The 24,657-nt window shown below is 62.0% G+C and carries 24 protein-coding genes; 10 read left to right on the top strand and 14 right to left on the bottom strand.

The genetic code is table 11. The annotated features are described in order from the left end of the window. Positions 1–116 precede the first annotated feature (116 nt). Genes betA through betI form a run of 3 tightly spaced genes read right to left on the bottom strand, consistent with a single transcriptional unit; the run spans position 117 to position 3,894 of the window. On the bottom strand, positions 117–1,778 hold the full coding sequence (betA, locus tag AC0L17_RS18045; RefSeq protein WP_473516829.1) for a choline dehydrogenase: 1,662 nt from the start codon (positions 1,776–1,778) through the stop codon (positions 117–119). Next, positions 1,778–3,307 (bottom strand): choline-sulfatase, encoded by a 1,530-nt coding sequence (gene betC / locus AC0L17_RS18040; protein WP_473516828.1) that lies wholly within the window; start codon positions 3,305–3,307, stop codon positions 1,778–1,780. Before betC ends, betA begins: the two co-directional genes overlap by 1 nt. After that, the gene (gene betI / locus AC0L17_RS18035; protein WP_473516827.1) at positions 3,304–3,894 is read right to left on the bottom strand and encodes a choline-binding transcriptional repressor BetI; all 591 of its coding nucleotides are present in this window, start codon (positions 3,892–3,894) and stop codon (positions 3,304–3,306) included. Before betI ends, betC begins: the two co-directional genes overlap by 4 nt. A gap of 220 nt (positions 3,895–4,114) precedes the next feature. Here betI and AC0L17_RS18030 point away from each other — a divergent pair, with 220 nt between their 5' ends. From AC0L17_RS18030 to greA, 3 genes are all read left to right on the top strand, one after another. Then, positions 4,115–5,281 (top strand): acetyl-CoA acetyltransferase, encoded by a 1,167-nt coding sequence (locus AC0L17_RS18030; protein ID WP_023800854.1) that lies wholly within the window; start codon positions 4,115–4,117, stop codon positions 5,279–5,281. A 129-nt stretch (positions 5,282–5,410) separates the two neighbouring features. Next, on the top strand, positions 5,411–6,415 hold the full coding sequence (locus tag AC0L17_RS18025) for an asparaginase (protein WP_473516826.1): 1,005 nt from the start codon (positions 5,411–5,413) through the stop codon (positions 6,413–6,415). 168 nt (positions 6,416–6,583) lie between these two features. Next, positions 6,584–7,057: a transcription elongation factor GreA gene (gene greA, locus AC0L17_RS18020; protein ID WP_077382045.1), complete on the top strand. Its 474-nt coding sequence runs from the start codon at positions 6,584–6,586 to the stop codon at positions 7,055–7,057. On the opposite strand, the gene AC0L17_RS18015 is transcribed toward greA, so the two are convergent. The 4 genes from AC0L17_RS18015 to AC0L17_RS18000 all read right to left on the bottom strand — a co-directional run bounded on the left by AC0L17_RS18015 (position 7,054) and on the right by AC0L17_RS18000 (position 11,292). After that, complete coding sequence (locus AC0L17_RS18015; RefSeq protein WP_287320679.1) at positions 7,054–7,443, bottom strand: type II toxin-antitoxin system death-on-curing family toxin; 390 nt, start codon at positions 7,441–7,443, stop codon at positions 7,054–7,056. The two genes, greA and AC0L17_RS18015, sit on opposite strands and share 4 nt — an antisense overlap. Further along, on the bottom strand, positions 7,440–7,661 hold the full coding sequence (locus AC0L17_RS18010) for an AbrB/MazE/SpoVT family DNA-binding domain-containing protein (protein WP_023800850.1): 222 nt from the start codon (positions 7,659–7,661) through the stop codon (positions 7,440–7,442). Before AC0L17_RS18010 ends, AC0L17_RS18015 begins: the two co-directional genes overlap by 4 nt. A 71-nt stretch (positions 7,662–7,732) precedes the next feature. Further along, the gene (gene scpA / locus AC0L17_RS18005) at positions 7,733–9,856 is read right to left on the bottom strand and encodes a methylmalonyl-CoA mutase (RefSeq protein ID WP_473516825.1); all 2,124 of its coding nucleotides are present in this window, start codon (positions 9,854–9,856) and stop codon (positions 7,733–7,735) included. Next, on the bottom strand, positions 9,853–11,292 hold the full coding sequence (locus AC0L17_RS18000) for a methylmalonyl-CoA mutase subunit beta (protein WP_473516824.1): 1,440 nt from the start codon (positions 11,290–11,292) through the stop codon (positions 9,853–9,855). The genes scpA and AC0L17_RS18000 overlap by 4 nt, the downstream gene beginning before the upstream one ends. Before the next feature lie 256 nt (positions 11,293–11,548). On the opposite strand from AC0L17_RS18000, the gene AC0L17_RS17995 reads away from it, so the two are divergent. After that, entirely contained in the window at positions 11,549–13,096 is a 1,548-nt protein-coding gene (locus AC0L17_RS17995; protein ID WP_473516823.1) for a helicase HerA-like C-terminal domain-containing protein, read from the top strand. A 120-nt stretch (positions 13,097–13,216) separates the two neighbouring features. Here AC0L17_RS17995 and AC0L17_RS17990 read toward each other — a convergent pair whose 3' ends face one another. Beyond that, positions 13,217–14,041 carry a L,D-transpeptidase gene (locus tag AC0L17_RS17990; protein ID WP_473516822.1) on the bottom strand — a complete coding sequence of 275 codons (825 nt, stop codon included), beginning with the start codon at positions 14,039–14,041 and terminating at the stop codon, positions 13,217–13,219. A 229-nt stretch (positions 14,042–14,270) separates the two neighbouring features. Further along, complete coding sequence (locus tag AC0L17_RS17985) at positions 14,271–14,933, bottom strand: haloacid dehalogenase type II (RefSeq protein WP_023800845.1); 663 nt, start codon at positions 14,931–14,933, stop codon at positions 14,271–14,273. A gap of 157 nt (positions 14,934–15,090) precedes the next feature. On the opposite strand from AC0L17_RS17985, the gene AC0L17_RS17980 reads away from it, so the two are divergent. From AC0L17_RS17980 to AC0L17_RS17965, 4 genes are all read left to right on the top strand, one after another. Continuing rightward, positions 15,091–15,969, top strand: coding sequence for a branched-chain amino acid aminotransferase (locus AC0L17_RS17980; protein WP_473516821.1), 879 nt, complete (start codon positions 15,091–15,093; stop codon positions 15,967–15,969). Positions 15,970–16,075: 106 nt separating this feature from the next. Continuing rightward, positions 16,076–16,672, top strand: a complete 597-nt coding sequence (locus tag AC0L17_RS17975) for a superoxide dismutase (protein ID WP_077382015.1) — start codon at positions 16,076–16,078, stop codon at positions 16,670–16,672. A 198-nt stretch (positions 16,673–16,870) separates the two neighbouring features. Next, a complete protein-coding gene (locus AC0L17_RS17970; RefSeq protein WP_287319011.1) occupies positions 16,871–17,314 on the top strand; it encodes a c-type cytochrome in 444 nt (147 codons plus the stop codon). A 9-nt stretch (positions 17,315–17,323) separates the two neighbouring features. Next, positions 17,324–18,271 carry a c-type cytochrome gene (locus AC0L17_RS17965; protein ID WP_473516820.1) on the top strand — a complete coding sequence of 316 codons (948 nt, stop codon included), beginning with the start codon at positions 17,324–17,326 and terminating at the stop codon, positions 18,269–18,271. Between the two features lie 10 nt (positions 18,272–18,281). On the opposite strand, the gene AC0L17_RS17960 is transcribed toward AC0L17_RS17965, so the two are convergent. From AC0L17_RS17960 to AC0L17_RS17950, 3 genes are all read right to left on the bottom strand, one after another. Continuing rightward, complete coding sequence (locus AC0L17_RS17960; protein ID WP_473516819.1) at positions 18,282–19,130, bottom strand: LON peptidase substrate-binding domain-containing protein; 849 nt, start codon at positions 19,128–19,130, stop codon at positions 18,282–18,284. Between the two features lie 204 nt (positions 19,131–19,334). Further along, a complete protein-coding gene (locus tag AC0L17_RS17955) occupies positions 19,335–19,724 on the bottom strand; it encodes an SET domain-containing protein (RefSeq protein ID WP_473516818.1) in 390 nt (129 codons plus the stop codon). Positions 19,725–19,860: 136 nt separating this feature from the next. Next, positions 19,861–22,011 carry a S9 family peptidase gene (locus tag AC0L17_RS17950; protein WP_473516817.1) on the bottom strand — a complete coding sequence of 717 codons (2,151 nt, stop codon included), beginning with the start codon at positions 22,009–22,011 and terminating at the stop codon, positions 19,861–19,863. A gap of 118 nt (positions 22,012–22,129) precedes the next feature. Between AC0L17_RS17950 and AC0L17_RS17945 the strand changes: the two genes are divergently transcribed. Together AC0L17_RS17945 and AC0L17_RS17940 are read left to right on the top strand one after the other, a co-directional pair. Beyond that, entirely contained in the window at positions 22,130–22,498 is a 369-nt protein-coding gene (locus AC0L17_RS17945) for an SH3 domain-containing protein (RefSeq protein ID WP_473494121.1), read from the top strand. Between the two features lie 426 nt (positions 22,499–22,924). Further along, entirely contained in the window at positions 22,925–23,350 is a 426-nt protein-coding gene (locus AC0L17_RS17940; protein WP_473516816.1) for a Ros/MucR family transcriptional regulator, read from the top strand. A 91-nt stretch (positions 23,351–23,441) separates the two neighbouring features. Here AC0L17_RS17940 and AC0L17_RS17935 read toward each other — a convergent pair whose 3' ends face one another. Next, positions 23,442–23,870, bottom strand: coding sequence for a SufE family protein (locus tag AC0L17_RS17935; RefSeq protein WP_128172659.1), 429 nt, complete (start codon positions 23,868–23,870; stop codon positions 23,442–23,444). A gap of 128 nt (positions 23,871–23,998) precedes the next feature. Then, positions 23,999–24,349: a DUF5330 domain-containing protein gene (locus AC0L17_RS17930; RefSeq protein ID WP_473516815.1), complete on the bottom strand. Its 351-nt coding sequence runs from the start codon at positions 24,347–24,349 to the stop codon at positions 23,999–24,001. Positions 24,350–24,657 lie beyond the last annotated feature (308 nt).

The following is a 24,657-nucleotide window of genomic DNA, read 5'->3' as shown; positions in this document are numbered from 1 at the left end:
CGCCGGATCATCGCTTATCGCATCGGCCCGAAAATCGGAATCGATTTTCGGAAAGCACGATGCGAGGACTAAAAAAGCGATAGAGCGCTTGTGCGTCCGAATGGACGCACGTCGTTCTATCGATCCGACACCTGCCAGCGCGGATTGATCCATGGTTCCTGGTTGGACGGCGCCAGCGGCGTGCGGCCGAGAATGTGGTCGGCGGCCTTTTCGCCGGTCATGATCGACGGCGCGTTCAGATTGCCGTTGGTGACGCGCGGGAAGATCGAAGAATCGGCGATCCGCAGCCCGTCGACGCCGATGACACGGCATTGCGGATCGACGACGCTCATCGCATCATCCTTGCGGCCCATCTTGCAAGTGCCGCAGGGGTGGTAGGCGCTTTCGGTGTGATCGCGGATGAAGGCATCGAGATCGTCGTCCGACTGCACCTGCGACCCCGGCGAGATCTCCTTGCCGCGATAGGGGTCGAAGGCCGACTGGCCGAAGATCTCGCGCGTCAGCCGGATGCAATGGCGGAACTCGATCCAGTCGTCCGGATGCGACATGTAGTTGAAGCGGATCACCGGCTTCGATCCGGGATCGGGCGAGCGCAGCGTGACGGAACCGCGCGACTTCGATCGCATCGGCCCGACATGCGCCTGGAAGCCGTGTGCCTTCGCCGCCGCCTTGCCGTCATAGCGGACCGCCGCCGGGATGAAATGATACTGGATGTCGGGATAGTCGACGCCGGCGCGCGAGCGCACGAAGGCGGCCGCCTCGAAATGGTTGGTTGCGCCGAGGCCCGATTTGAAGAACAGCCATTGCGCGCCGATCAGCGCCTTGGAGAACGGGTTCAGCACCGAATTCAGTGTGATTGGCTGCGTCGATTCCTGCTGGATGTAGAGTTCCATATGGTCCTGCAGGTTTCGGCCGACGCCGGGCCGGTCGGCGATCACCGGAATGCCGTATTCCCTCAGATGTTGGGCCGGGCCGATGCCGGACAGCATCAGGATCTTGGGCGAATTGATCGAGGAGGCGGCAACGATCACTTCACGTCGCGCCTTGATCACCTGAATCCGTCTGCGCACTTCGATCTCAACACCGGTGGCGCGTTGATTCTCGATGATCACCCGTCGGGCGAAGCCCTTGACCAGGCTTACATTTTTCCGCCTCAGCGCCGGCCTGAGATAGGCACTCGCCGCCGACCAGCGGCGGCCGCCGCGAATGGTCTGCTCCATCGGACCAAAGCCTTCCTGCTTCGCGCCGTTGTAGTCGTCGGTCAGCTCGAAGCCGGCCTGACGGCCTGCCTCGACGAAGGCGCCGTAGAGTGGATTCGTCCTTGAGCCGCGCTGCACGGTCAGCGGGCCGCCGTGGCCGCGCCAGCCATTCTCGCCGCCGTTGGCGTCCTCCATGCGCTTGAAGTAGGGGAGCACGTCGGCAAACCCCCAGCCAGCCGCGCCCTGTTCTGCCCAATGGTCGAAATCGCGGGCGTGACCGCGTACATAGACCATGCCGTTGATCGAGGACGAGCCGCCGATGACCTTGCCGCGCGGCGTCGCCAGCACACGGCCGCCGAGATGCGGCTCCGGCTCGCTGGCAAAACCCCAGTCGTAGAGGCTCATATTGAGCGGGATCGACAGCGCCGACGGCATCTGGATCAGCGGCCCGATGTCGCTGCCGCCAAATTCGATGACGATCACCGAATATTTGCCATCCTCCGACAGCCGGTAGGCCATGGCCGAGCCGGCCGAGCCGGCGCCGATGATGACGAAATCCGCCTCAAGACCGTCTGTCATCATTCGCCTCGTGGAAAGCGCTTCTGCTCTTCGAGCAGGTCGAGGTTCATGTGGTTGCGCATGTAACGTTCCGAGGCCTTCTGCAGCGGCTGGAATTCCCAGGGGTAATGCGTGCCGTTGCGCAGCGCCGGATAGACCACCCAGCGGCGCGCCTGGCTGGCGCGCACGGCGGCATCGAAGGCAGCCATGTCCCAGCGCGCCTGGACCTTGCCGGTGAAAGAAGCCACCAAAGCCGCGTGCGCCGGGTCAGCGGCGAGGTTGGTCAATTCCCGCGGATCCGATTCAAGATCAAACAGTTGCGGCGGATCGATCTCGCAATGGATGAATTTGTAGCGGCCCTCGCGGATCGCCACCATCGGCGCGTTGGAGCCTTCGGCCGCATATTCCATCAGCACAGGTTCAGCGCGCGTCTTGCCGTCGAGCAGCGGCAGCAGCGACTGGCCGTCGGTCCATGGCGCAATCGCGCTCATGTCGATGCCGGCGAGGTCGCAAAGCGTCGGCACGACGTCGAGATTGGAAACCGGCGCGTCGATCAGGATGGCCGAAATATCTTTTCCGGCGATCATCAGCGGCACCCGCGCCGAGCCCTCGAAGAAGCACATCTTGAACCACAGGCCGCGCTCGCCGAGCATGTCGCCGTGATCGGAGCAGAACAGGATGATCGTGTCGTCGAGCATTCGCGTGCGCTCGAGCACCGACAGCAGTTCGCCGACCTTGTCGTCGAGATAGGAGATGCTGGCGAAATAGCCGCGCCGCGCGCGGCGGATCTGCTCGCCGGTGGTGTCGAAACTGTCATAGTCGCTGGCGCGGTAAAGCCGCTGCGAATGCGGATCCTGTTCGTCATAGGGGATGAAGCCGACTTCCGGCTCGAGCGCCGGGCAATCCTCGTAGAGATCCCAGTAGCGCCGGCGCGCGACATAGGGGTCGTGCGGATGGGTGAAGGAGACGGTCAGGCACCACGGCCGGCGCGCGGCATCGTCCGAGACGCGGGCGAAATCATAGAGCTTCTGCACCGCGTGAAAAGCGACTTCGTCGTCATATTCCATCTGGTTGGTGATCTCGGCGACACCGGCGCCGGCCACCGAACCGAGATTGTGATACCACCAGTCGATCCGCTCGCCGGGCTTGCGATAATCCGGCGTCCAACCGAAATCGGCCGGATAAATGTCAGTGGTCAGCCGCTCCTCGAAGCCATGCAACTGATCCGGCCCGACGAAATGCATCTTCCCGGACAGGCAGGTGTGGTAGCCGGCGGTACGCAGATGATGCGCATAGGTCGGGATCGACGAGGCGAATTCGGCGGCATTGTCATAGACCTCGGTGCGCGACGGCAACTGGCCGCTCATGAACGCCGCACGGCCCGGCGCGCAGAGCGGCGAGGCGGTGTAATTGTTCTTGAAGCGCGCCGAACGAGCCGCCAGCGCCTTCAGATGCGGCGCATGCAGGAAGTCCGCCGGCCCATCCGGGAACAATGTGCCGTTGAGTTGATCGACCATGACGATCAGAAAATTGGGTCGCTTCGACGTCACTGCGCGCTCCGCTGGCCGAGTTTCGTTTCGAGATAGTCCTCGATCAGCGCGATCGCGGTCGCGGCATTGGGCACGCCGTCCTTCAGCGCGCGCCTGATGTAGAGCCCGTCGATCAGCGCCGCTGTCGCCTCGGCGATACGGTCGGCTTCGCTTCTCGGCAGGATGCCGGTCAGCCCGCTCAACAGATTGGAATGCAGGCGTCGCGCATAGACCTTGAGCAGCCGGCGCAGCGCTGGCGATTTCTGCGCCTCGACATAGAAGGCGAGCCAGGCGGCTATCGTTTCCGGCTGGAACTGGGCGTCGGAGAAATTGACGGCGACCACCGCCGAAACGCGCTGGCGTGGCGTGCTGGCCGATCGAAGCGCGCGCCGCATGTCGGCGGTCAACTCGGCCAGGATGTGCCGCATCGTCGCCAGCAAAAGTTCGTCCTTGGCGCCGAAATAGTGATGGGCGAGCGCCGAGGACACCCCGGCGCGCCCGGCGATTTCCGACATCGTCACATCAAGCGAACCGCGCTCGCCGATCGCCGAGATCGTCGCGTCGATCAGCGCCCTGCGGCGCAGCGGCTCCATTCCGATTTTCGGCATCTTTGCTCCGGTCCGTCGCGGCAAGATTATTTTTTATTGACGGATCAATCAACAAAAATCCGACGCGATTGTGTGGCAAATGTCAGCTGCCGTGACCAGATATCAAGATCAAGTCGTTGTGTGGTTCTGGCCCCTTTACGAAGTCGCTGGGACGGTTCATTCTTGAACAATGTTGATAGCGCGCCGCGACATCGCGTAGCCCGCAGGGATGGAGATAATCATGACAGCATGCATCGTCGGCTGGGCGCATTCGCGCTTCGGCAAGCTCGAAGGCGAGACGCTGGAGGGCCTGATCACCAAGGTGGCTAGCGAGGCGCTCGATCATGCCGGCATCGGCCCGGACGAGGTCGACGAGATCGTGCTCGGCCACTTCAATGCCGGCTTTTCCGCACAGGATTTCACCGCAAGCCTGGTCCTGCAGGCCGACGACCGGCTTCGCTTCAAGCCGGCGACGCGGGTCGAGAACGCCTGCGCCACCGGCTCGGCGGCGGTCAGGCAAGGCATCCGCGCCATCGACGCCAATGCGGCGCGTATCGTGCTGGTGGTCGGCGCCGAGCAGATGACGACGACATCAGGTCCGGAAATCGGCAAGAATCTTCTCAAGGCCTCGTATCTGCCCGAGGAGGGCGACACGCCGGCAGGCTTCGCCGGCGTTTTCGGCCAGATCGCGCAAGCCTATTTCCAACGCTATGGCGACCAGTCGGACGCGCTGGCGATGATCGCCGCCAAGAACCACAGGAACGGCGTCGACAATCCCTACGCGCAGATGCGCAAGGATTTCGGCTATGAGTTCTGCCGGCACGAGAGCGAGAAGAACCCCTTCGTCGCCGGTCCCCTGAAGCGTACCGACTGCTCGCTGGTCTCGGACGGCGCCGCTGCCCTGGTGCTTGCCGACACGGCGACGGCATTGAAGATGCGCCGCGCCGTCGCTTTCCGCGCCAACGAGCATGTGCAGGATTTCCTGCCGATGTCGAAGCGTGACATCCTGGCATTCGAGGGTTGCGAGCAGGCGTGGAATCAGGCGCTGAACAAGGCCGGTGTGACGCTCGACGATCTGTCCTTCGTCGAAACGCATGACTGCTTCACCATCGCCGAGCTGATCGAATATGAGGCGATGGGCCTGGCCAAACCGGGCGAGGGCGCAAAACTGGCGCTGGACGGCGAGACGGCGAAGGACGGCCGGTTGCCGGTCAATCCGTCAGGCGGGCTGAAGGCCAAGGGCCATCCGATCGGCGCCACCGGCGTGTCGATGCACGTGCTGAGCGCCATGCAGCTCGTCGGCGAGGCCGGCGGCATCCAGGTGCCCGGAGCAAAGCTCGGCGGCATCTTCAACATGGGCGGCGCCGCCGTCGCCAACTATGTTTCCATTCTCGATCGGATCAGATAAAAACCGCCCGCATTACGGCGCCGCGCGCCCTTCCGGGCGCGCAAAGGACGCTGTAACACTTTGATTTTACGCATGATCCTTTTCGAAAATCGAATCCGATTTTCGAGGTCGTGCGTTAGCGGGGAATTCATGACAAATCCGGTTCTGGTCGAAGTTTTGCGCGGCGCCGAGGTCGAGAGCGCGCATCGTGGCGCCATTGCGGTCTTCGATGCCGATGGCAAGCCGGTCTGGGAAATCGGCGATACGGCTCGCCCGGTGTTCCCGCGCTCGGCGGTCAAGGCGATCCAGGCGCTGCCGCTGGTCGAAAGCGGCGCCGCCGATGCGTACGGTTTCGGCGACCGCGAACTGGCGCTGGCCTGCGCTTCGCATTCGGGCGAGCCGGCGCATGTCGAACTGGCGCGGGCGATGCTGGCCAAGGCCGGGCTGGACGTGGCGGCGCTGGAATGCGGCGCCCATTGGCCGTCCAGCCATGACGCGACAATTGCGCTCGCCCGTGCCGGCACCTCGCCAAACGCGCTGCACAACAATTGTTCTGGCAAGCATGCGGGTTTTGTCTGCACCTGCGCCCACGCCGGCATCGCCTATCGCGGCTATGTCAAGTCCGGCCATGCCTCGCAAGAGCTGGTGCGCGATGCGATGCAAGCGGTGACCGGTGCCGCTCATGATGTCGATCATTGCGGCACCGACGGCTGCTCGATCCCGACCTATGCCGCGCCGCTGCGCAGCTTCGCGCTCGGCTTTGCCCGCATGGCGACAGGTATCGGCTTTGAGCCCGTGCGCGCCAAAGCCGCAAAGCGGCTGCTTTCCGCCTGCATGGCCGAGCCGTTTCTGGTCGCCGGCACGGGCAGGGCTGATGTGGCGTTGATGCAGGCCGGGTCAGGCCGGATTTTTGTGAAGGTAGGGGCAGAAGGCGTCTATTGCGCGGCACTTCCCGAGCTTGGCCTTGGCATTGCGCTGAAATGCGATGATGGCGCCGGCCGCGCCGCTGAAGTCACGGTCGCGGCCGTGCTGGCCAGGTTTTTGCACGCCGACAAGGCGCTGGCGGCGATACTGATCGAACAGGCACATCCGCCCATAGAAAGCCGGATCGGCGCCAAGGTCGGCTCACTCCGCCCTACTGCTGCGCTGGACTGAGAACGGGCATTCAGCTCGCATGATTGCGTCCGACGGTCAGTTGCGCAAAGCCACACAAATTCCCAGCGTCCTGCCGTCGCGCCGCAGGAATCGTGTCACGCCGGATCGGCAGATCCGGTTTGCCGGCAATAGCTTGTGGAGTCGCCACGCGAGGCATAAGCTCGACTGATGAGCAGAGCCTTCACGCGCGAAGAAGATAGCGAAAACGCCATCGCCGGCATCGGCGAGCGGCCGATCAGCCACCATCGCAATCTGGTGACGCAACGCGGCCTGGCGCTGATCGACGCCGAACTGGCTGCCCTGCGCGACGATCTGGGCAGAGCGGAAAAGAGGGCCGACCGCGAGCGCATCGCGCTCATCTCGCGTGATCTGCGCTACTGGACCGCGCGGCGTGAAAGCGCCGAGCTTTCCGTGCCGGAACCGGGCAGCGACCTGGTTCGCTTCGGCATGGGCGTCACGCTGGAAGGCGATGACGGCAGGAAGGTGCACTGGAAGATCGTCGGCGAGGATGAGGCCGATCCGGCCAAGGGGACGATTTCCCATGTTTCACCGATGGCCCTGGCCTTGTTCGGCAAGAAGGTCGGCGAAATTGCCGTGGTGAACGGCAAGGAGTGGGAAATCGTCAAGCTCTCCGACAATTAGACATCGATCTTGATGACATGGTCGCGGAAGAACGCCGCAGCACCAGCCTCGTCGATCTCGCCGGCGGCAACGCCCATGACGAACTCATAGATCGTGCCGTTGTCGGCCGTCAGCACATAGCCGTTGACAATCAGGAACGCGCCGGCGGCGACGATGGCCGTGCGCTTGTTGCCGTCGACGAAGGCGTGATTTCTGGCGATGCCGAAGATATAGGCCGCGGCCAGATCCTCGATCGATGGATCACCATAGTTGGCCTTGTTCTCGGCTCGGGCGAGCGCCGATTCGAGGGCATTCTCATCCCTCAAACCGTGCGCGCCGCCGTGCCGACGCAACTGCTCGGCGTGCATGGCTTCGACCGCACGCCGGCTCAGGAACTCCCAGCTCATTCGGCGAGCTTCTGAAGCGCGACCTTGTATTTGTCCATGACTTGGCGAGCAGCTTCCATCTGCCGCTCGAAGCTGTCGTCCACTGGCCGAAGGGCGATGCCCTTGCTCGTTTCGACGATCTCAAGCTGATCGCCGGCCTTCAGATTCAGGTGATCGAGAATTTCCTTGGGCAGGATCACGCCTTCGGAATTGCCGATTTTGCGAATGGTCGTGTTCATGGATTCAACCCTTGTTGCAACGCCAATTATAACTCAAATTGTCGGTCGTTGCAACATGGATTATAACAAGTTCAGCCGGCCTGCAGCAGCCTATCCATCAGCCGCTCCGCCGCTTCCGGGATGACGGTGCCTGGCGGGAAGATTTCCACAGCACCCGCCTGCCGTACCGCCTCATGATCTTGCGGCGGGATGACGCCGCCGGCGACGATCAGCATATCGTCGCGGCCAAGCTTCTTCAGCGCGTCCCTGAGTTCGGGAATGAGCGTCAAATGACCCGCCGCCAGCGACGAGGCGCCAATGATATGCACGTCGTGCTCGACGCCAAGCCTGGCGATCTCGTCCGGCGTCTGGAACATCGGCCCGACGGTGACGTCGAAGCCTAGATCGGCAAAGGCGGTGGCGATCACTTTCTGGCCGCGATCGTGGCCATCCTGTCCCATCTTGGCGACGAGAATGCGTGGCTTGCCGCCGGACTTCTCCTCGAACGCGACGATCTTGTCCTGCAGCCGATCGACCGCCGGATTGTCGCCGAGCGCCTTGCGATAGACGCCGGAGATCGTCTGGACGGAGGCGACATGGCGGCCAAAAACCTTTTCCAGCGCCAGTGAAATCTCGCCGACCGTGGCGTTGGCGCGAGCCGCGCGAATGGCGAACTCCAGCAGATTTTCGCCGCTCTCCGCAGCCCGGCTCAGCGCACTCAGTGCGCTCTCGACGGCGCCGACGTCGCGCGTGCCTTTCAGCCGCTGCAGTTTCGACAATTGCCGGGCCCTGACTTCGGCGTTGTCGATCTTCAGCACGTCGACTTTGATATCCGTCTCGGGACGATAGGCGTTGACGCCGACCAGGACCTGCTCGCCGGAATCGATCCGCGCCTGCGTGCGCGCGGCGGCCTCTTCGATGCGCAGCTTCGGGATGTTTTTTTCGGTTGCGGCGGCCATGCCGCCCAGGCTCTCGACCTCTTCGATATGGGCAAGCGCGCGCGCCGCCAGGTCATGCGTCAGCCGTTCGAGATAGGCAGAGCCGCCCCACGGGTCGATGATGCGGGTGGTGCCGGATTCCTTTTGCAGGATGAGCTGCGTGTTGCGGGCGATGCGGGCCGAATGGTCGGTCGGCAGCGCCATCGCCTCGTCGAAGGCGTTGGTGTGCAGCGATTGTGTATGACCCTGCGTCGCCGCCATCGCCTCGATCATGGTGCGAATGATGTTGTTGTAAGGGTCCTGCGCCGTTAGCGACCAGCCCGAAGTCTGGCAATGGGTGCGCAGCGACAGCGAGCGCTCGTCCTTCGGCGAGAAGTTCTTCAGCATCAGGGTCGACCACAAAAGGCGGGCTGCCCTCAGCTTGGCGACCTCCATGAAGAAGTTCATGCCGACCGCCCAGAAGAAGGACAGGCGCGGCGCAAAACGGTCGATATCGAGACCCGCCGCGACACCGGCGCGGGCATATTCGATTCCATCGGCGATCGTGTAGGCGAGCTCGAGGTCGGCGGTCGCCCCTGCCTCCTGCATGTGATAGCCGGAGATCGAAATCGAATTGAACTTCGGCATGTGCTGCGACGTATAGGAGAAGATGTCCGACACGATCCGCATCGAAGGTTTTGGCGGATAGATGTAGGTGTTGCGCACCATGAACTCTTTCAGAATGTCGTTCTGAATGGTCCCGGCGAGGTCCTTTTGCGCAACGCCCTGTTCTTCCGCGGCGACGATGTAGAGCGCCATGATCGGCAGCACCGCGCCGTTCATGGTCATCGACACCGTCATCTCGCCGAGCGGGATGCCGTCGAAGAGCTGGCGCATGTCGAGGATGGAATCGATGGCGACGCCTGCCATGCCGACATCACCGGCAACGCGCGGATGATCGCTGTCGTAGCCGCGATGCGTGGCAAGGTCGAAAGCGACCGACAGTCCCTTCTGGCCGGCCGCGAGGTTGCGCCGGTAAAAGGCGTTCGACTCTTCCGCCGTCGAGAAGCCGGCATATTGCCTGATCGTCCACGGCTGCTGGACATACATGGTGGGGTAGGGGCCGCGCACGAATGGCGGCAGGCCCGGATAAGTGTTGAGATGCGGCAACCCCTTGAGGTCGCCCTGGTTGTACAGATGCTTGATGGCCAGTCCTTCCGGGGTCATCCGCTGGCCCTTGACCTCAATCGGCGCCCGGCGCGGCGCCGACCAGCCGATCTGGCTGAAATCCGGAATCATGATGCTGCTCCGATCGATTGATCGATACGGATCGGAAACAGCGGCTCGCACACCGCGACGCCCTCGGTGACCGAGGGCCGCCGCTCCGCCGCCAAGGTTTCGACCGGACGTTCGATCTTCGACGGGTGAAGCGTCGTGCCGATGATGGCCCGGTCGCCCGTCTGATAGGCAACATTGCGGCGTGCGGCGGCCGCCTGAACCCGTTTCTGGATGTGTCCTTGCTGCAGGCTGGACAGCACGCCGCCTTCCGCCTCGATCCGCTGGAATTCTTCCCACGCCGCTTCGCAGAGTTCGGCAGTCAGCGCTTCAACGGCGCCCGAACCGCAAGCAGGGTCGGCGACATGATCGATATGGCTTTCGTTGGCCATGATCAGTTGCGTATTGCGGGCAATACGGCGGGCAAAGCCCGCCGGCAGGCCATGCGCGATCGTATGCGGCAGGATGGAGATCGAGTCCGCCCCGCCGGCTGCCGCGGCAAAAGCGGCGATCGTGGTGCGCAGTATGTTCGTCTCCGGGTCTGCCGAAGTCATCATGCGGAACGATGTCTCGGCATGGATGTTGGCGGTGGCGGCGGAGATCGAGCATGCCTCCTGGACCCGCGCCCACAGCCTGCGCAGGGCCCTGACCTTGGCCATCGATACGAACTGGTCCTGGTCGACGCTCAGCGCAAAGCCGATATGGGGCGCCGCATAGACAAGCGGCTGGCGCGCCTCCTCAAACATCCGGAGATAGGAGACCGCCGAAGCCATCATGGTACCCAGCTCCTGCGCTTCGGTGGCACCGGCATTGTGGAAGACGCGTCCGTCTGCCTCCAGCAGGACCCCGGGCACGCCCATCGAGAAAAAGTGCGCCAGGGACTGCGGCATCGATGCCCGCAAGGCCTCTATCGACATCCGCAACCGGCCGGTTCCGGCAAAGATCGCCGCCGGGTCGATGCCGAAGGATAGGTTGAGCTTTGCCGGGTCTGACCGGCGCTTGCTCAAGAACGCAACCAGCCAGTCGGCCACGGCGCGGCTCCAGGGATGCGCGTCGATGCGGACCTGGATGCGGTTGAGCGGCACGCCGTCCAGCACGGTCTCCAGCGCCTCGGCAGTCCTCGGCAGGCCGTAGCCGAACGCATTCGGCGCGCCTTCGAAGACAAGCGACAATCCGGTGGCGCCCTGTGCGACGTCCTCCAGGGCCTGGGCTTGGGCGCGGCCGACATCCGGATCGTCGATACGCTGGCTGACGATCCACGGCGATCCGGGGTTTGCCCGTGGGAGAGGCTCTGCGGTGACCGAACGATCATAAAGCGGTTCGATGCGGATGCCATCGTCCGTATGGGATACGAGTTTTTCCTCGAAGGATCCGCCGGCCAGGGCTTTTTCCGCAAGGGCCAGCCACCGCTGCCGGTCAGGGTTCGGAAGTTCGGCATCGTGGTTCAAGGCACCGGCCATCCGCTCTCCTCGTCTTCTCGGCCGATAGGCCTGGAACGTCAGTCTACGGTTCCCCGTCGCATATCACAATGCAACACGCGCCCTGCGACGGTGAACCGTCAACCGATTGCCAAACATGGGCAAAATCCGCAAGCTCCAAAACCCAATTTCGACCATGGCCATTGTCGCTGCGCAATGGCGTCATTATACCTGCGGCGAGCCCCGCTACTTTCAATAGATCAGGGCATTCACACTTCAGGTTGCGGAGACCCGACACATGGCTGACGACATCAGTATTTTCATCGGAGCCAGCCGAAAGCCTGATGACAGCTACCAGCGCGCCGAAAACCTGCTGCTTCAGTATGGCAATCGTCATGGCCTGGTCACCGGCGCGACCGGCACCGGCAAGACCGTGAGCTTGCAGATTTTGGCGGAAGGTTTCTCCAATGCCGGCGTGCCGGTCTTCTGCGCCGACATCAAGGGCGATCTGTCCGGTATCGCCATGATGGGCGCGGCACAGGATTTTCTGGTCAAGCGCGCCGAGCAGGTCAAGCTCGATCCCTATGATTTCCAGGAATTTCCGGTCATATTCTGGGATCTTTTCGGCGAGCAGGGCCATCCGATCCGCGCCACCGTCTCGGAAATGGGGCCGCTGCTGCTGTCGCGGCTTATGAACCTGTCCGAGGCGCAGGAAGGCATCATGAACATCGCCTTCCGCATCGCCGACGAGGAAGGCTTGTTGCTGCTGGACCTGAAGGACCTGCAAGCGCTTCTTGCCAACATCGCCGAACGCGCCGAAGAAATCGGCGCTCGCTACGGCAATGTGACGAAACCTTCGGTTGGCGCAATCCAGCGCACGCTGCTGGTTCTGGAGCAGCAGGGCGCGACGAACTTCTTCGGCGAGCCGGCATTGCGGATCGCCGACATCATGCGCACCACCCGCGACGGGCGCGGCGCGATCAGCGTGCTGGCCGCCGACAAGCTGATGATGAATCCCCGGCTCTATGCGACATTCCTGTTGTGGCTGATGTCGGAACTGTTCGAGGAGCTGCCCGAAGTCGGCGATCCCGACAAGCCAAAGCTGGTCTTCTTCTTCGACGAGGCGCACCTTCTGTTCGACGACGCGCCTAAGGTGCTGATCGACCGCGTAGAACAGGTGGTCCGCCTGATCCGTTCGAAGGGCGTCGGCGTCTACTTCGTCACCCAGAATCCGCTGGATATCCCCGAAACCGTTCTGGCCCAGCTCGGCAACCGGGTGCAGCACGCCCTGCGCGCCTACACGCCACGGGAGCAGAAGGCCGTGAGGACCGCCGCCGAGACGTTCAGGCCCAATCCCGACTTCGACTGTGCTACCGTGATCACGCAGCTCGGCACCGGCGAGGCGCTGGTCTCGACGCTGGAAGCCAAAGGTGTTCCGTCCATGGTCCAGCGGACGCTGGTTCGCCCGCCGTCGTCGCGACTTGGCCCGATCACGCCTGATGAGCGCCGCACGCTGATCACCGAGAGCCCGGTTGCGGGACAGTACGACCAGACCGTCGATCGCGAATCGGCTTTCGAGATGCTGCAGAAAAAAGCCAAGGATGCGCTGGAGGCGGAGGCGCAGCAGCAGGAGAGCGGCGGCTCGCGCTGGACCATTCCAGGCTTCGGCAATGACGATCCCGCCCCCCAGCCCACCGGCGGCAGGCGAACACCGGCGCCGCGAGCGTCCAATCGCCAGTCGGTGGCGGAGGCGGCGATCAAATCGGTGGTTCGCTCGGTCGGCACGTCAGTTGGACGGGCGATCGTGCGCGGCATCCTCGGCAGCCTGGCTAGGGGGCGGCGCTGAAAGCACCGCATCGGACCAAAAAACTGGGCACCGGTTTTGCTAGGATCCATGCTCAGGGAAAAGCATCGGACCGGCAAGTTGCGGCACCGAAAGTCCACCGCTCCAGCGCTTTCGACCAGCTCAGAAGATCGGCTCCGAGATCGCCCCCGCCGGGCCGAGCAGGATCGATCCTTCCGGGACGCCCGCATCGATCGGAATGGCTTTGCGGTCTGCCGTGGCAACTAGTTCCTGACCGACACCGGAGGTAACGATCACCGGCGTCTTGTTGGGCACACGGTCATAAAGGTCGATAATGTCCTGATTTATCAAGCGAACGCAGCCAGATGACACCGATTTGCCTATGGAAAACCACTCCGGCGAGCCGTGCAGGCGGTAAAGCGTGTCCTCGTTGCCCTCGAAGAGATACAGCGCGCGCGCTCCGAGCGGATTGGTGAGCCCGCCGGGCATGCCGCCATTCTCCTCGCTGTATTTTGCGTACTCGGGCTGGCGGGCGATCATTTCGGCCGGCGGCGTCCATTTCGGCCACTTCTGCTTCCACTGGACGACGGCATCGCCAGACCATTCGAAACCGGCGCGACCCAGCCCGACCCCATAACGAATGGCTTGTCCGCCCGGACGCACGAAATAGAGGTGGTGGCCGGCCGTATCGACGACGATGGTGCCGGGCGCTTGGCCGGTCGGATCGGGAACGATCTGACGCAGAAATTGCTCGTCGATTTTCTCGTAGGGTATGCCCGGCAGCTCGAACCCATTGTCGCTGACCGGACCGTACATTGTTGCATAGTCCATGAGCGGCGGCTCGACGCTGGCTGGCGGCGGCGGCTCGACAGGCCGGCCTGCCGTCGTGGTGCAGGCGGAAACCGCAATCGAGGCGGCGCCGAGCGCAGCGGCGTTGAGAAAGCCGCGACGGCTCAGGCGATAGGGGTCGATTTCGGTTGTGAACATCGTTGCCTTTTTAAGTCTCATATCGAAACAGAACATGAATACGCCAATCAGTGCGGCGCGCCAGCCCTACCAATGCCTGGCGCGATAGGTGGTTCCGATTCTGGGCCTGAGGGTGAACAAACAAAGGCAAAGCTGTGACGGTTCAGCCCCTGTTGCGCCGAGGCAACAGGCCCACAGCGCCGCGCGTAATGATCCTTTCCAAAAATCGATTCCGATATGGGCTCATGTGTCAGCCTGCGGCGAGCAGGCCTTCGAGCGAGGGCAGGATCAGGGCCGGCGGAAAGTCCCGGTATTCCTCGGGCTGGTCGGAGCGGTTGATCCAGACTGTCCGGAACCCGAATTTGGTGGCGCCGGCGACGTCCCAGCGGTTGGATGACTGAAACGACACCGCACCCGGATAGAGACGCCAGCCTGTCGTGACCATGTCGTAGACCGACGGATCGGCCTTGAAGCGCTTGACGGCCTCGACGGAATAGATGTCGTCCAGAACCTGGTCGAGCGCGGCCGATTTGACCGCCGCTTCCAGCATTTCAGGCGAGCCGTTGGATAGGATCGCCAGCTTGGCGCCAGATGCTTTGAGCGCCTTGAGCACGGCCGGCACCTCCGGATAGCAGTCCAGCCGCCAATAGGCGTCGAGCAGCTTGGCCCTCAGTCCCTTGTCCGCGGAGGGAACCTTTCGCAAGGCGAAATCCAGCGCCTGTTCGGTGAGTTGCCAGAAATCAGCGTAGGCGCCCATCAGCGTCCTCACCCAGGAATATTCCAGTTGTTTGGCGCGCCAGATCTCCGACAGGAGTTGGCCGTCCGGTCCGATTTGGTCGGCATGACGGCGGACCGCTGCGTGCACGTCGAACAGCGTTCCGTAAGCGTCGAAAACGTAAGCCGCATGTTGCATGGTAACAGTTTTGCGGCGAGGCAAGGCCGGGCGCAAGCACGGATTGCAATTTCGCATGCCGCTGGCCTTAACAAATCTCAGCCAAATCAGTTGACGGCAGACGCCAAAGCATCTTCCAATGGCGAGACAGGACAGCTCTGAAACGCGGAATCAAGCGATGACACTGGCGGCTGCGGCGCAATCCGCGACATGGACCTTCGTGGATGGCGACTGGTATGAAGGCAACGTCGCCATTCTGGGGCCGCGCAGCCATGCCGTGTGGCTCGGCACCAGCGTGTTCGATGGCGCCCGCTGGTTCGAGGGCGTCGCCCCCGACCTCGACCGCCACGCCGCGAGGGTGAACGCCTCGGCGATCGCGCTTGGTCTCAAACCATCCATGAGCGCCGAAAAGATCGTCGGGCTGACCTGGGACGGGCTGAAGAAGTTCGACGGCAAGACGGCGGTCTACATAAGGCCGATGTACTGGGCCGAGCATGGTGGCTATATGGGCGTGCCGGCCGATCCGGCCTCGACCCGTTTCTGCCTTTGCCTCTATGAATCGCCGATGATCCCGCCGTCGGGCTTTTCGGTCACCGTCTCGCCGTTCCGGCGCCCGACCATCGAGACCATGCCGACCAACGCCAAGGCCGGCTGCCTTTATCCCAACAACGGTCGTGCCATCCTCGAAGCCAAGATGCGCGGCTTCGACAACGCGCTGGTGCTCGACATGCTGGGCAATGTCGCCGAGACCGGAACCTCGAACATTTTCCTGGTCAAGGATGGCCATGTCCTGACGCCGGCGCCGAATGGCACGTTCCTGTCCGGCATCACCCGCTCTCGGACGATGACGCTGCTTGACGAGTATGGCTTCAAGACCATCGAAAAGGCGCTGTCGGTGCGCGAATTCCTCGAAGCGGACGAGATATTCTCGACCGGAAACCACTCGAAAGTCGTGCCGGTCACCCGCATCGAGGATCGCAGTCTCCAGCCCGGGCCTGTAGCGAAAAAGGCGCGCGAACTCTATTGGGAGTGGGCGCATTCGACTTCGGTCGGTTGACTGGCTAAAAAGCGAACCGGCGCTTCGTTCCGGAGTTGCTCCACACCAATCCAGACCTATGTTAGTCCGGTATCGACACCGGATTTTTCCACGAGGAGTACGACCGATGGCTTTTGAATTGCCCGCCTTGCCCTATGACTACGAGGCATTGCAGCCTTACATGTCGAAGGAGACGCTGGAGTATCACCACGACAAGCACCACAAGGCCTATGTCGACAACGGCAACAAGCTGGCTGCCGAAGCCGGGCTCGGCGATTTGTCGGTCGAAGAGGTTGTGAAACAATCCTTCGGCAAGAACCCCGGGCTCTTCAACAATGCCGGCCAGCACTACAATCACATCCACTTCTGGCAGTGGATGAAGAAGGGCGGCGGCGGCAACAAATTGCCCGGCGCGCTGCAAAAGGCGTTTGACAGCGATCTTGGCGGTTACGACAAGTTCAAGGCCGATTTCATCGCCGCCGGCACCACCCAGTTCGGTTCGGGCTGGGCCTGGGTTTCGGTCAAGGACGGCAAGCTGGCGATCTCGAAGACCCCGAACGGCGAGAACCCGCTGGTCCATGGCGCGACCCCGATCCTGGGCGTCGATGTCTGGGAGCACTCCTATTACATCGACTATCGCAACGCCCGGCCGAAATATCTCGAAGCCTTCGTCGACAGTCTCATCAACTGGGACCATGTCCTCGAGCTCTACGAAAAGGCGTAGGCCTGACTGAGTTGCAGAAGAGCCCCGGCAAAACCGGGGCTTTTCTCTGTGTGCCAAATGATCGGCCGCCCTTTTCCAACGACCGTCGCGAAAAATTCACACAAGCGTGAGGCGAATTTCCGGAATTTTCAAGCCAGTTTTGCCGTTATCGATCAGTCGGACCTTCACCCGAAACATCTTCACCATGGAGCCAGTTGAATGAGAAAGCTTATCCTCGCCATCTCGATGCTCGCCTTCGCCGGTTCGGCGGCGTTTGCCGATCCGATCCAGGAGCGGCAGGCCATTATGAAGGAACGTGGAAAGATCGCCGGCCAATTGTCGAAAGTCGTCAAGGGCGAGACCCCTTATGACGCAGCGGCCGTGCTGGCGGCGTTGAAGGCATTGGAGGCAAACGCCGAGAAGTTCCATGCAAAAGTCGACACTCTTTTCCCGGCTGGCAGCGGCACCGGCGACACCACCGCTGCCCCAAAAATCTGGGAGGATATGGCCGGCTTCAAGGCGGTGGAAGGCAAATATCTCGCCGACGTCAAGGCTGCGGCGGCCGCCGCTCCTGCCGACGTCGATGCCTTGAAGGCGGGGTTCAACACCATAGGCGGCGATTGCGGCACCTGCCACCAGACATACAGGATTAAGAAGGGCTGATAGCGGGCGATGCGCCTGCTGAAAAAACTCGTCGGCGCCGCCCTCGTTCTGGGCGCCGCCGGCGCGGTCGCCGGCTGGTTCCTGTCGGCACCGGTCAGGCTCGACAGCGAGACCCTGGCGCAGCTCGGCCCCGGCGATGCCGCCAGGGGCAAGCGCATTTTTTATGCCGGCGGCTGCACGTCCTGTCATGCGAAGCCAGGCTCGCAAGGCGACGCCCGCCTTCAACTGGCCGGCGGTCTCGAACTCAAGACGCCGTTCGGCATCTTCGTGCCACCGAACATCTCACAAGATGCCGAGGACGGTATCGGCGGCTGGTCGGTCGAAGACCTCGCCAACGCCATGCTGAAGGGCGTATCGCCGAGCGGCGAGCACTACTATCCGGCGTTTCCCTATGCGTCCTACGCACGCATGAAGCCGGCCGACATCGCCGATCTCCATGCCTTCCTGAAAACGCTTCCGGCGGTGGCGGGCAAGGCGCCGCCCAATTCGCTAGGGTTCCCGTTCAACATCCGTCGCGGCATCGGGCTGTGGAAACGTCTCTATTTGAGTGACCAGCCGGTGGTCTCCTTCCCCGATGGCACGCCGGATCCGGTGATGGCCGGCCGTTACTTGGTCGAAGGGCCCGGCCATTGCGGCGAATGCCACACGCCGCGCGATTTTGCTGGCGGCACCAGGAAGAGCGAGTGGCTGGCCGGAGCCACCGCTGCCGAAGGCAGCGGCATCGTGCCGAACATCACCTCGGGCGAAGGCGGGCTCAGTGACTGGTCGGAGGCCGACATCGCCTACTTTCTGGAAACCGGCTTCACGCCTGATTTCGATTCCGTCAGTGGCGCCATGGTCGACGTGCAGAGAAACATGGCCGAGCTGACGCCCGAGGACCGGGCGGCGATCGCGGCCTATCTGAAGGCCGTCCCGCCGCACCCCAACGGCTATCCCCCACGCAAGCCGGCGAATTAGTTAGCACCCGTCAGCCGGCTGGCTCTGGCCCATTCTCAGGCCGGCCAGCCTTCATCAGGTCGAGGATCTTTTCAAGCCGGGCGACGACATCGCTGGTTTCCAGAAGCTGCTGCTTCTGCTCGATACTGATCGACAGCAGCGGCGCGAGCGTATCGGCTAGGACACCGGGATCGCCGATGGAGGGCAGGCCGAGTCGCGCCTTGGGCCTTCGTGGAAGCGAGGAAAAATCGATGTTGGCATAGCTCTGATATGTATCGAGAACCGCGCTCGAACGTGCTGCCGCCTCCGCCGATTGGCGACGCTGCTCTTCGACCGGCGCGACCTCCGCCGCCAGAAAGTCGGCGTTGACCAGGTGAAGGATCGCGGCTCGCTGGAGGCCGGAGACCGAAACCTTGAGTACCCCATCCACCTGCGTCTGGCAGTTTATCACGCTAGCCGTGACACCCACCGGATAGAGAGAAGCAAGGTTGCCGGGATCCTCGTCGGTCGCGTGCCTCTGTGCGACCACAAGAACGCGGCGGTCGCCTGCCATCGCGTGCTCCACAGCGCGCCGCGTTTTGTCGCGGCCCACGAAGACCGGAACAGTCATTTGCGGAAAGAGCACGAAATCCCGCATTGGAAAAATCGGCAGATCCGTGCCGGAGGACGGGGGCGGGCTGGCCTCGGGCGCCGGGTTTCTGGGTCCAGCTCCGACTGGTTGGCTCGCCTGAATCCTTGCAGCCAATACGTTCCAGTCGCGCAAGCCGAGGACCCTAGCAATGAGCTCGAGGCTTTCGCTGTGGGACAGCGAAACGGATTTGGCGCTCAGCGCTTCGGACAGCGTTTGCGCCATGGCTTTTGCATCGCGGAAATCGCGCATGGAATCATCCTTTGCTTCGAAGAACGGAAGACGTCAGAGCTTGCGTTACTGACCCGTTCGTTCGGGCAAAGGGAGCCTGAAGTGGCTCGATACATTCACCTTACCCGGGAGGGCGCAAGCAGCAGGTTGTATCCACCTGTTTGGAAGGTGCGCTGAAGGTCCGTTGTTGTCAATCCTGCCCGCGCTGCATTCCACGCTCCCGATTTACAGGTGGCGGTCGCCGAGGAAATCGAAGCCGGTTTCAAAGAAATGATTGTAGTTGCAGGTCATTTCCTCGCCGGGCGCGATGTCGCGCAGTGCATAAGTCTCGTCGGGCGAGGCGACGTCGCAATTCGGGTCATCGGCATGGTTCATGAAGCGGGCGTCGTCGGCTTCGAAGACGACGAAGTTCGGGTCGCGCCGATCGGGATAGGAATAGCGATCGAGATAGGCTCTGACCGGCCCGGTTTCGCGCTCATAGACCTCGACAGGGATGCACCGGTCGTAATTGGGATGGAGCTTCCAGACCAGTGTGCCGCGGGGAATGTGGTTCTTGGCAAAGACACCGATGCCCTGGATGGGCGATTTGTCGAGATAGACGTCGACGAGCAACATTGCGGACCCTTGCCGTGACTGAATGATTTTTGGGTGGCGCGGCTGCGAGAAGCCGCGCATTGGCTAGCGCGCAGCTATGGCAATTGCGAGCGGAAAATCGACATGGCCTGACCCGTGGTGCGCAAAGATCAAGCTCCTACAGCGCCGTCTGTGCGTCCAAAAGGGTCGGCGGCGCTGTGGTGGCAAGGTCGGCCTTGCCCGCCACCTTCAGCGCAAACGCATAGGTGAAGGCAATTTCCTCGAGCCTGGAAAACCGGCCGGATGCGCCGGCATGACCGGAGTCCATATTGATCTTGAACAGCACCGGATTGTCGCCGGTCTTGCGATCGCGCAGCCGCGCCACCCACTTGGCCGGCTCCCAATAGGTGACACGCGGGTCGGTGAGGCCGGCAAGCGCCAGGATCGGCGGATAGTCGAGCGCGGCGACATTGTCATAGGGCGAGTAGGCGGCGATCGTTCGGTAGTCCTCCTCCGAGGCGATCGGATTGCCCCATTCGGGCCATTCCGGCGGCGTCAGCGGCAGGGTCGCGTCGAGCATGGTGGTGAGCACGTCGACGAACGGAACTTCGGCGACAACACCGCCGAAGCATTCCGGCGCCATATTCGCGACGGCGCCCATCAGCAGGCCGCCGGCCGAGCCGCCCTGAGCGACGATGCGGTCATGTTGCGTATAGCGTTCGGCGACGAGGTGGTGGGCGACTGCGATGAAATCGGTGAACGTGTTCATTTTGTGGGCCCGCTTGCCGTCGTCGTACCAGCCATAGCCCTTGTCCTTGCCGCCGCGGACATGGGCAATCGCGTAGACGAAGCCGCGGTCGACCAGCGATAACAAATTGGTGTTAAAGGCGGCCGGGACCGTGATGCCGTAGGAGCCGTAGCCGTAAAGCAGGCAAGGCGCTGATCCGTCGAGCGGCGTGTCGCGATGGTGGATGAGCGAGATCGGCACCAGTTCGCCGCCGGCTGCGGGCGCCATCAGCCGCCGCGTCACGTAATCGTCCGGGTCGTGGCCGGACGGAACTTCCTGGGTCTTCAGCAGCACGCGCTCGCGGGTCCGCATGTTGTAGTCGAAGACCTGCGCCGGCGTTGTCATGGACGAGTAGGAAAAGCGCATGATCTCGGTATCGTATTCATAGGATCCCGACAGGCCGAGCGAGAAGGCTTCCTCGTCGAAGGAGATCAGGTGTTCCTCGCCGCTGTTGCGGTCATGCACGACGATGCGCGGCAGGCCTTCCTTGCGTTCAAGCCTGACCATGTGGTCCTTGAAACCGATTACCGAAAGGATCAGCCGGCCCGCTTCGTGCGGCACCAGCTCCTGCCAGTTGGCGCGCACCGGGTCGCTTGCCGGCGCAGTCATGATCTTGAAATCCTTGGCGCCGTCGGCATTGGTGAGAATGAAGAAGACATCGCCGCCTTCTTCGAGGTCGTATTGCAGGCCGGTCTCGCGCGGCGTAACCAGCTTCGGTTCGGCGAACGGCTCGCTGGCGCTCATGATGCGATATTCCGAGGTCTCGTGGTCGTTGATGCCAACCATGATCCATTCGTTGGAGCGTGTGCCGCCGACATTCATGAAGAAGCCCGGATCGGTTTCTTCGTAGATCAGCCGGTCGTTCTCAGGACTGTCGCCAAGGGCATGGAACAGCACCTTGGAAGGACGGTGGTTGGCATCGAGGCGGGTGTAGAAAAATCCATCATTTTCGGCATCCCACACGCCGCCGCCACCGGTATCCGGAATCCTGTCGGCCAGATCGTTGCCGTCGGCGAGATCGCGGACGCGAAGCGTGTAGAATTCGGAACCCTTGTCGTCGAAGGCCCACAGAAGCTTGCGGTGGTCGGTCGAATGGTCGACACCGCCGAGGCGGAAATAGGCCTTGCCTTCGGCCTCGAGATCGCCGTCGAGCAGGATCTCTTGGTCGCCGCCCTCGCGCGGCGTGCGGAAATAACGCGGCTGCTCGCCGCCAAGCTTGAAAGATGACCCATAGGCGTACGGCCCATCCTTCATCGGCACGGACGAATCGTCCTCCTTGATGCGGCCCTTCATCTCCTTGAAAAGCTGCTTCCGCACCTGGGCGGTCTCGGCCATGAGCGCTGCCTGATAGGCGTTCTCGGCTTCGAGATGGGCGCGGATCTGGGCGTCGAGCAGCGACGGATTCCTGAACATCTCTTGCCAGTTGTCGGCTCTCAGCCAGGCATAGTCGTCCGTCCGGGTCACTCCATGATGCACATCGAAGACCGGTCGCTTCTCTGGTTGCGGCGGGCTGGCAGTCGGAAATGCTGGGGTTCGGGTCATTGCGTCTCGCTGTGGAAGTTACTTGTATGGAGAATGAACACGCCGATCAGCGCAGGTTCAAGTGCCGGGGTATATGTTTGCGCCGGGCTCCATAAGATGAGCCGGAGGAGAGGGAAAAATGAAGTTCCGTTTTCACGCTGCTGCGGCTTTCGCCGTCGCTTCGACAGTCTTGGCCTTTATCGGCCAATCTCATGCAACCGTGTTCGCAGCTTGGCAAGTGACCAACCTTCCGTTTGGCGACACGCTCAACGTGCGCAAGTATCCGGCGGGATCGTCCCAGAAACAGGCGGCCTATCCCAACGGTGCCGTTTTGCAGATGACCGGGAGATGCACCGGCGGCATAAACCTGCTCGACATCGCCAAGCAGCCGGTTTGGAAGCAGGAACAGAAGATCCGCTATCGCTGGTGCGAAGTCTGGCACGATCCGGCACACAACGGCAATTTCGTCACCGGCTGGGTCTACGGAAAATACATCACCCCACATTGATGGACGGTGCCGGTCCGCAGGGCTGATTGCCGGCTTGCTTGCAACAGCAAATCGCAACCTATGGTTTTGCGGACTCTAAAAACAACCAGATAGCCTGCACCACAACCAAGCATAGCCAAGCATTGAGATTTTTTTACTGGCTCTCATGGATGTAACGGCAGCTTGACTGGGCGTCCGCCGCTGCTGGTCTGCCCAGAAAATATCGCAAAGTTACAGAGTGCACGAAAGGTTGAAGCTGATCGTCGAATATTTTATTGCCATCGATGAATACAGCGCAAGAAGCGAATTGACTTACTTGGTTTAGTGGCTCATTAGGATGCTGCGACGCGAATCGCAGAGGCTCTTTCCTGCAAAAATTTCGCGCGATGCCCGACCTATCAAAAATAGGGCGCAGGTAGAAACAACTCACGTTGGGGCCAGGAAGCCATGGATATTATCGAAACACCTTCCAGAAATAGTGATGCGCTGATCGAATTGACGGCCGATGTCGTGGCCGCCTATGTCAGCAACAATCCGGTGCCGGTCGGCGAGCTGCCTGGCCTCATCGCCGATGTCCATGCCGCCCTCGGGCGCGTGGGCGGGGCCAGTGAACAGCCTCCTGCCGACAAGCAGAAGCCGGCAGTAAACCCGAAACGCTCCGTCCATGACGACTACATCGTCTGTCTTGAAGACGGCAAGAAGTTCAAGTCGCTGAAGCGTCACTTGATGACCCACTACGGTCTGACGCCCGACGAGTATCGTGAAAAATGGGGCCTGGACGCCAGCTACCCGATGGTTGCTCCCAACTATGCTGCCGCCCGCTCACAGCTCGCCAAGAAGATGGGTCTCGGCCGCAAGCGCAAGGGGCGCTGATACCGGCTCCCTTCCCAACCTGGGTTAGATGATCAACGGCGCCTCCGGGCGCCGTTTTGATCTTGGGGCGATGCTCGAGCAATCGATATGATCAGGCGGTCTGCTTCAAGGCCGCCTCTGCGTCGCGCTTGATGCGCTTGACCATGGAACGAAGACCATTGGCACGTTGCGGCGACAGGTGCTCGTCGAGGCCAAGTGCCTTCAGCGTGGCTTCCGCATCGGTTTTCTGGATCTCGCTGGCGGGTCGTCTGGAAAACAGCGCCAGCATGATAGCGACGAGACCGCGCACGATATGCGCGTCCGAATCACCAGCGAAGGTGACGACTGGGTCGGGCCCCGGTCCATATTGGGTCGTCAGCCAGACCTGGCTGACGCAGCCGGGCACCTTGTTGGCAGGGTTGCGTTCCTCATCGGGAAATGGCGGTAGGGCCTCGCCCAGTTCGATCACATAGCGATAGCGGTCTTCCCACTCGTCAAGCAGGGAGAAGTCGTCGCGGATCGTTTGGATCGTCGTGGTCATAGCCCCGGATATAATCATCCGGCGGCGCCGCGTCACGGAAAAAGAGGAAAAGCGCGTCGCGTGAGGCCGGCCAAAGCGCTTTAGGGCGGACGGGCTGCGGTGCTGTGACAGATGCGCTGAAAAAGATCTCAGTTTTTCACCGGCAAATCGACTTTCGCCGGCAACACGATGTCTTCGGGCACGCTGCCGGTCGTTGTCGCCGTGTCGGGTTCGGCGGTCTTGTCGTCCAACATGGCGGCCGCGATCTTGGCTGTCTCCCTGGCCCGGGCGGTGATCGTGTGCATTGCGGACTTGCCGGTCTCGCAGACGTCGGGCTTGCGCTCGCATATGCCGGCAATGTCGCCGACCGCCTCGCGTGCCGCAAACAACGCCTGGATCGGCCCGACGCTTTGGTGGCCTGTCTCGTCGGAGCCGACATTCAGCGGCAACGCCAGAAGCACCAGCGAAAACCAGAAAGCCATTCTGATCAGAAAGCCCATCTGTATGCCCTCATTCGTGACCGGATCATGCGTTCATGCGACATGACCTCTTTATGGATACGATAGTGGCATGGACGCGCAAAGGACGGCTTGCCCGGTCAGCGAAAATTTTCCTCAAATTTTAGGCAAATTCAAAACGAAGCATTTTGCAATGGATTTGTCTCAAATCCAGCCGATTTTCTTCACTTAAGGTTAACCATATATCCAGCTGTTTTCATTATGTATTTCCCAGAAGTACGGCTACCCGGGGGCGATTGTCGGAGGCGGAAGGGCGGTTCGCCCGGATAACGCTCCATTTACTATGGTCG

Source organism: Mesorhizobium sp. WSM4829, from assembly GCF_055811475.1.
This window is presented reverse-complemented; position numbering and strand designations above follow the sequence as displayed.

What these genes read in the sequence shown, in the direction of transcription:
- AC0L17_RS17930 (WP_473516815.1), bottom strand. Translation starts at nt 24,349, where the DNA reads ATGGGCTTTCTGATCAGAATGGCTTTCTGGTTTTCGCTGGTGCTTCTG.
- greA (WP_077382045.1), top strand. Translation starts at nt 6,584, where the DNA reads ATGAGCAGAGCCTTCACGCGCGAAGAAGATAGCGAAAACGCCATCGCC.
- AC0L17_RS17975 (WP_077382015.1), top strand. Translation starts at nt 16,076, where the DNA reads ATGGCTTTTGAATTGCCCGCCTTGCCCTATGACTACGAGGCATTGCAG.
- AC0L17_RS17935 (WP_128172659.1), bottom strand. Translation starts at nt 23,870, where the DNA reads ATGACCACGACGATCCAAACGATCCGCGACGACTTCTCCCTGCTTGAC.
- scpA (WP_473516825.1), bottom strand. Translation starts at nt 9,856, where the DNA reads ATGATTCCGGATTTCAGCCAGATCGGCTGGTCGGCGCCGCGCCGGGCG.
- AC0L17_RS17970 (WP_287319011.1), top strand. Translation starts at nt 16,871, where the DNA reads ATGAGAAAGCTTATCCTCGCCATCTCGATGCTCGCCTTCGCCGGTTCG.
- AC0L17_RS18030 (WP_023800854.1), top strand. Translation starts at nt 4,115, where the DNA reads ATGACAGCATGCATCGTCGGCTGGGCGCATTCGCGCTTCGGCAAGCTC.
- AC0L17_RS17960 (WP_473516819.1), bottom strand. Translation starts at nt 19,130, where the DNA reads ATGCGCGATTTCCGCGATGCAAAAGCCATGGCGCAAACGCTGTCCGAA.
- AC0L17_RS18010 (WP_023800850.1), bottom strand. Translation starts at nt 7,661, where the DNA reads ATGAACACGACCATTCGCAAAATCGGCAATTCCGAAGGCGTGATCCTG.
- AC0L17_RS17965 (WP_473516820.1), top strand. Translation starts at nt 17,324, where the DNA reads ATGCGCCTGCTGAAAAAACTCGTCGGCGCCGCCCTCGTTCTGGGCGCC.
- AC0L17_RS18015 (WP_287320679.1), bottom strand. Translation starts at nt 7,443, where the DNA reads ATGAGCTGGGAGTTCCTGAGCCGGCGTGCGGTCGAAGCCATGCACGCC.
- betI (WP_473516827.1), bottom strand. Translation starts at nt 3,894, where the DNA reads ATGCCGAAAATCGGAATGGAGCCGCTGCGCCGCAGGGCGCTGATCGAC.
- AC0L17_RS17950 (WP_473516817.1), bottom strand. Translation starts at nt 22,011, where the DNA reads ATGACCCGAACCCCAGCATTTCCGACTGCCAGCCCGCCGCAACCAGAG.
- AC0L17_RS17940 (WP_473516816.1), top strand. Translation starts at nt 22,925, where the DNA reads ATGGATATTATCGAAACACCTTCCAGAAATAGTGATGCGCTGATCGAA.
- AC0L17_RS17990 (WP_473516822.1), bottom strand. Translation starts at nt 14,041, where the DNA reads ATGTTCACAACCGAAATCGACCCCTATCGCCTGAGCCGTCGCGGCTTT.
- AC0L17_RS17995 (WP_473516823.1), top strand. Translation starts at nt 11,549, where the DNA reads ATGGCTGACGACATCAGTATTTTCATCGGAGCCAGCCGAAAGCCTGAT.
- AC0L17_RS17945 (WP_473494121.1), top strand. Translation starts at nt 22,130, where the DNA reads ATGAAGTTCCGTTTTCACGCTGCTGCGGCTTTCGCCGTCGCTTCGACA.
- AC0L17_RS17955 (WP_473516818.1), bottom strand. Translation starts at nt 19,724, where the DNA reads ATGTTGCTCGTCGACGTCTATCTCGACAAATCGCCCATCCAGGGCATC.
- AC0L17_RS17980 (WP_473516821.1), top strand. Translation starts at nt 15,091, where the DNA reads ATGACACTGGCGGCTGCGGCGCAATCCGCGACATGGACCTTCGTGGAT.
- AC0L17_RS18025 (WP_473516826.1), top strand. Translation starts at nt 5,411, where the DNA reads ATGACAAATCCGGTTCTGGTCGAAGTTTTGCGCGGCGCCGAGGTCGAG.
- AC0L17_RS17985 (WP_023800845.1), bottom strand. Translation starts at nt 14,933, where the DNA reads ATGCAACATGCGGCTTACGTTTTCGACGCTTACGGAACGCTGTTCGAC.
- AC0L17_RS18000 (WP_473516824.1), bottom strand. Translation starts at nt 11,292, where the DNA reads ATGGCCGGTGCCTTGAACCACGATGCCGAACTTCCGAACCCTGACCGG.
- betA (WP_473516829.1), bottom strand. Translation starts at nt 1,778, where the DNA reads ATGACAGACGGTCTTGAGGCGGATTTCGTCATCATCGGCGCCGGCTCG.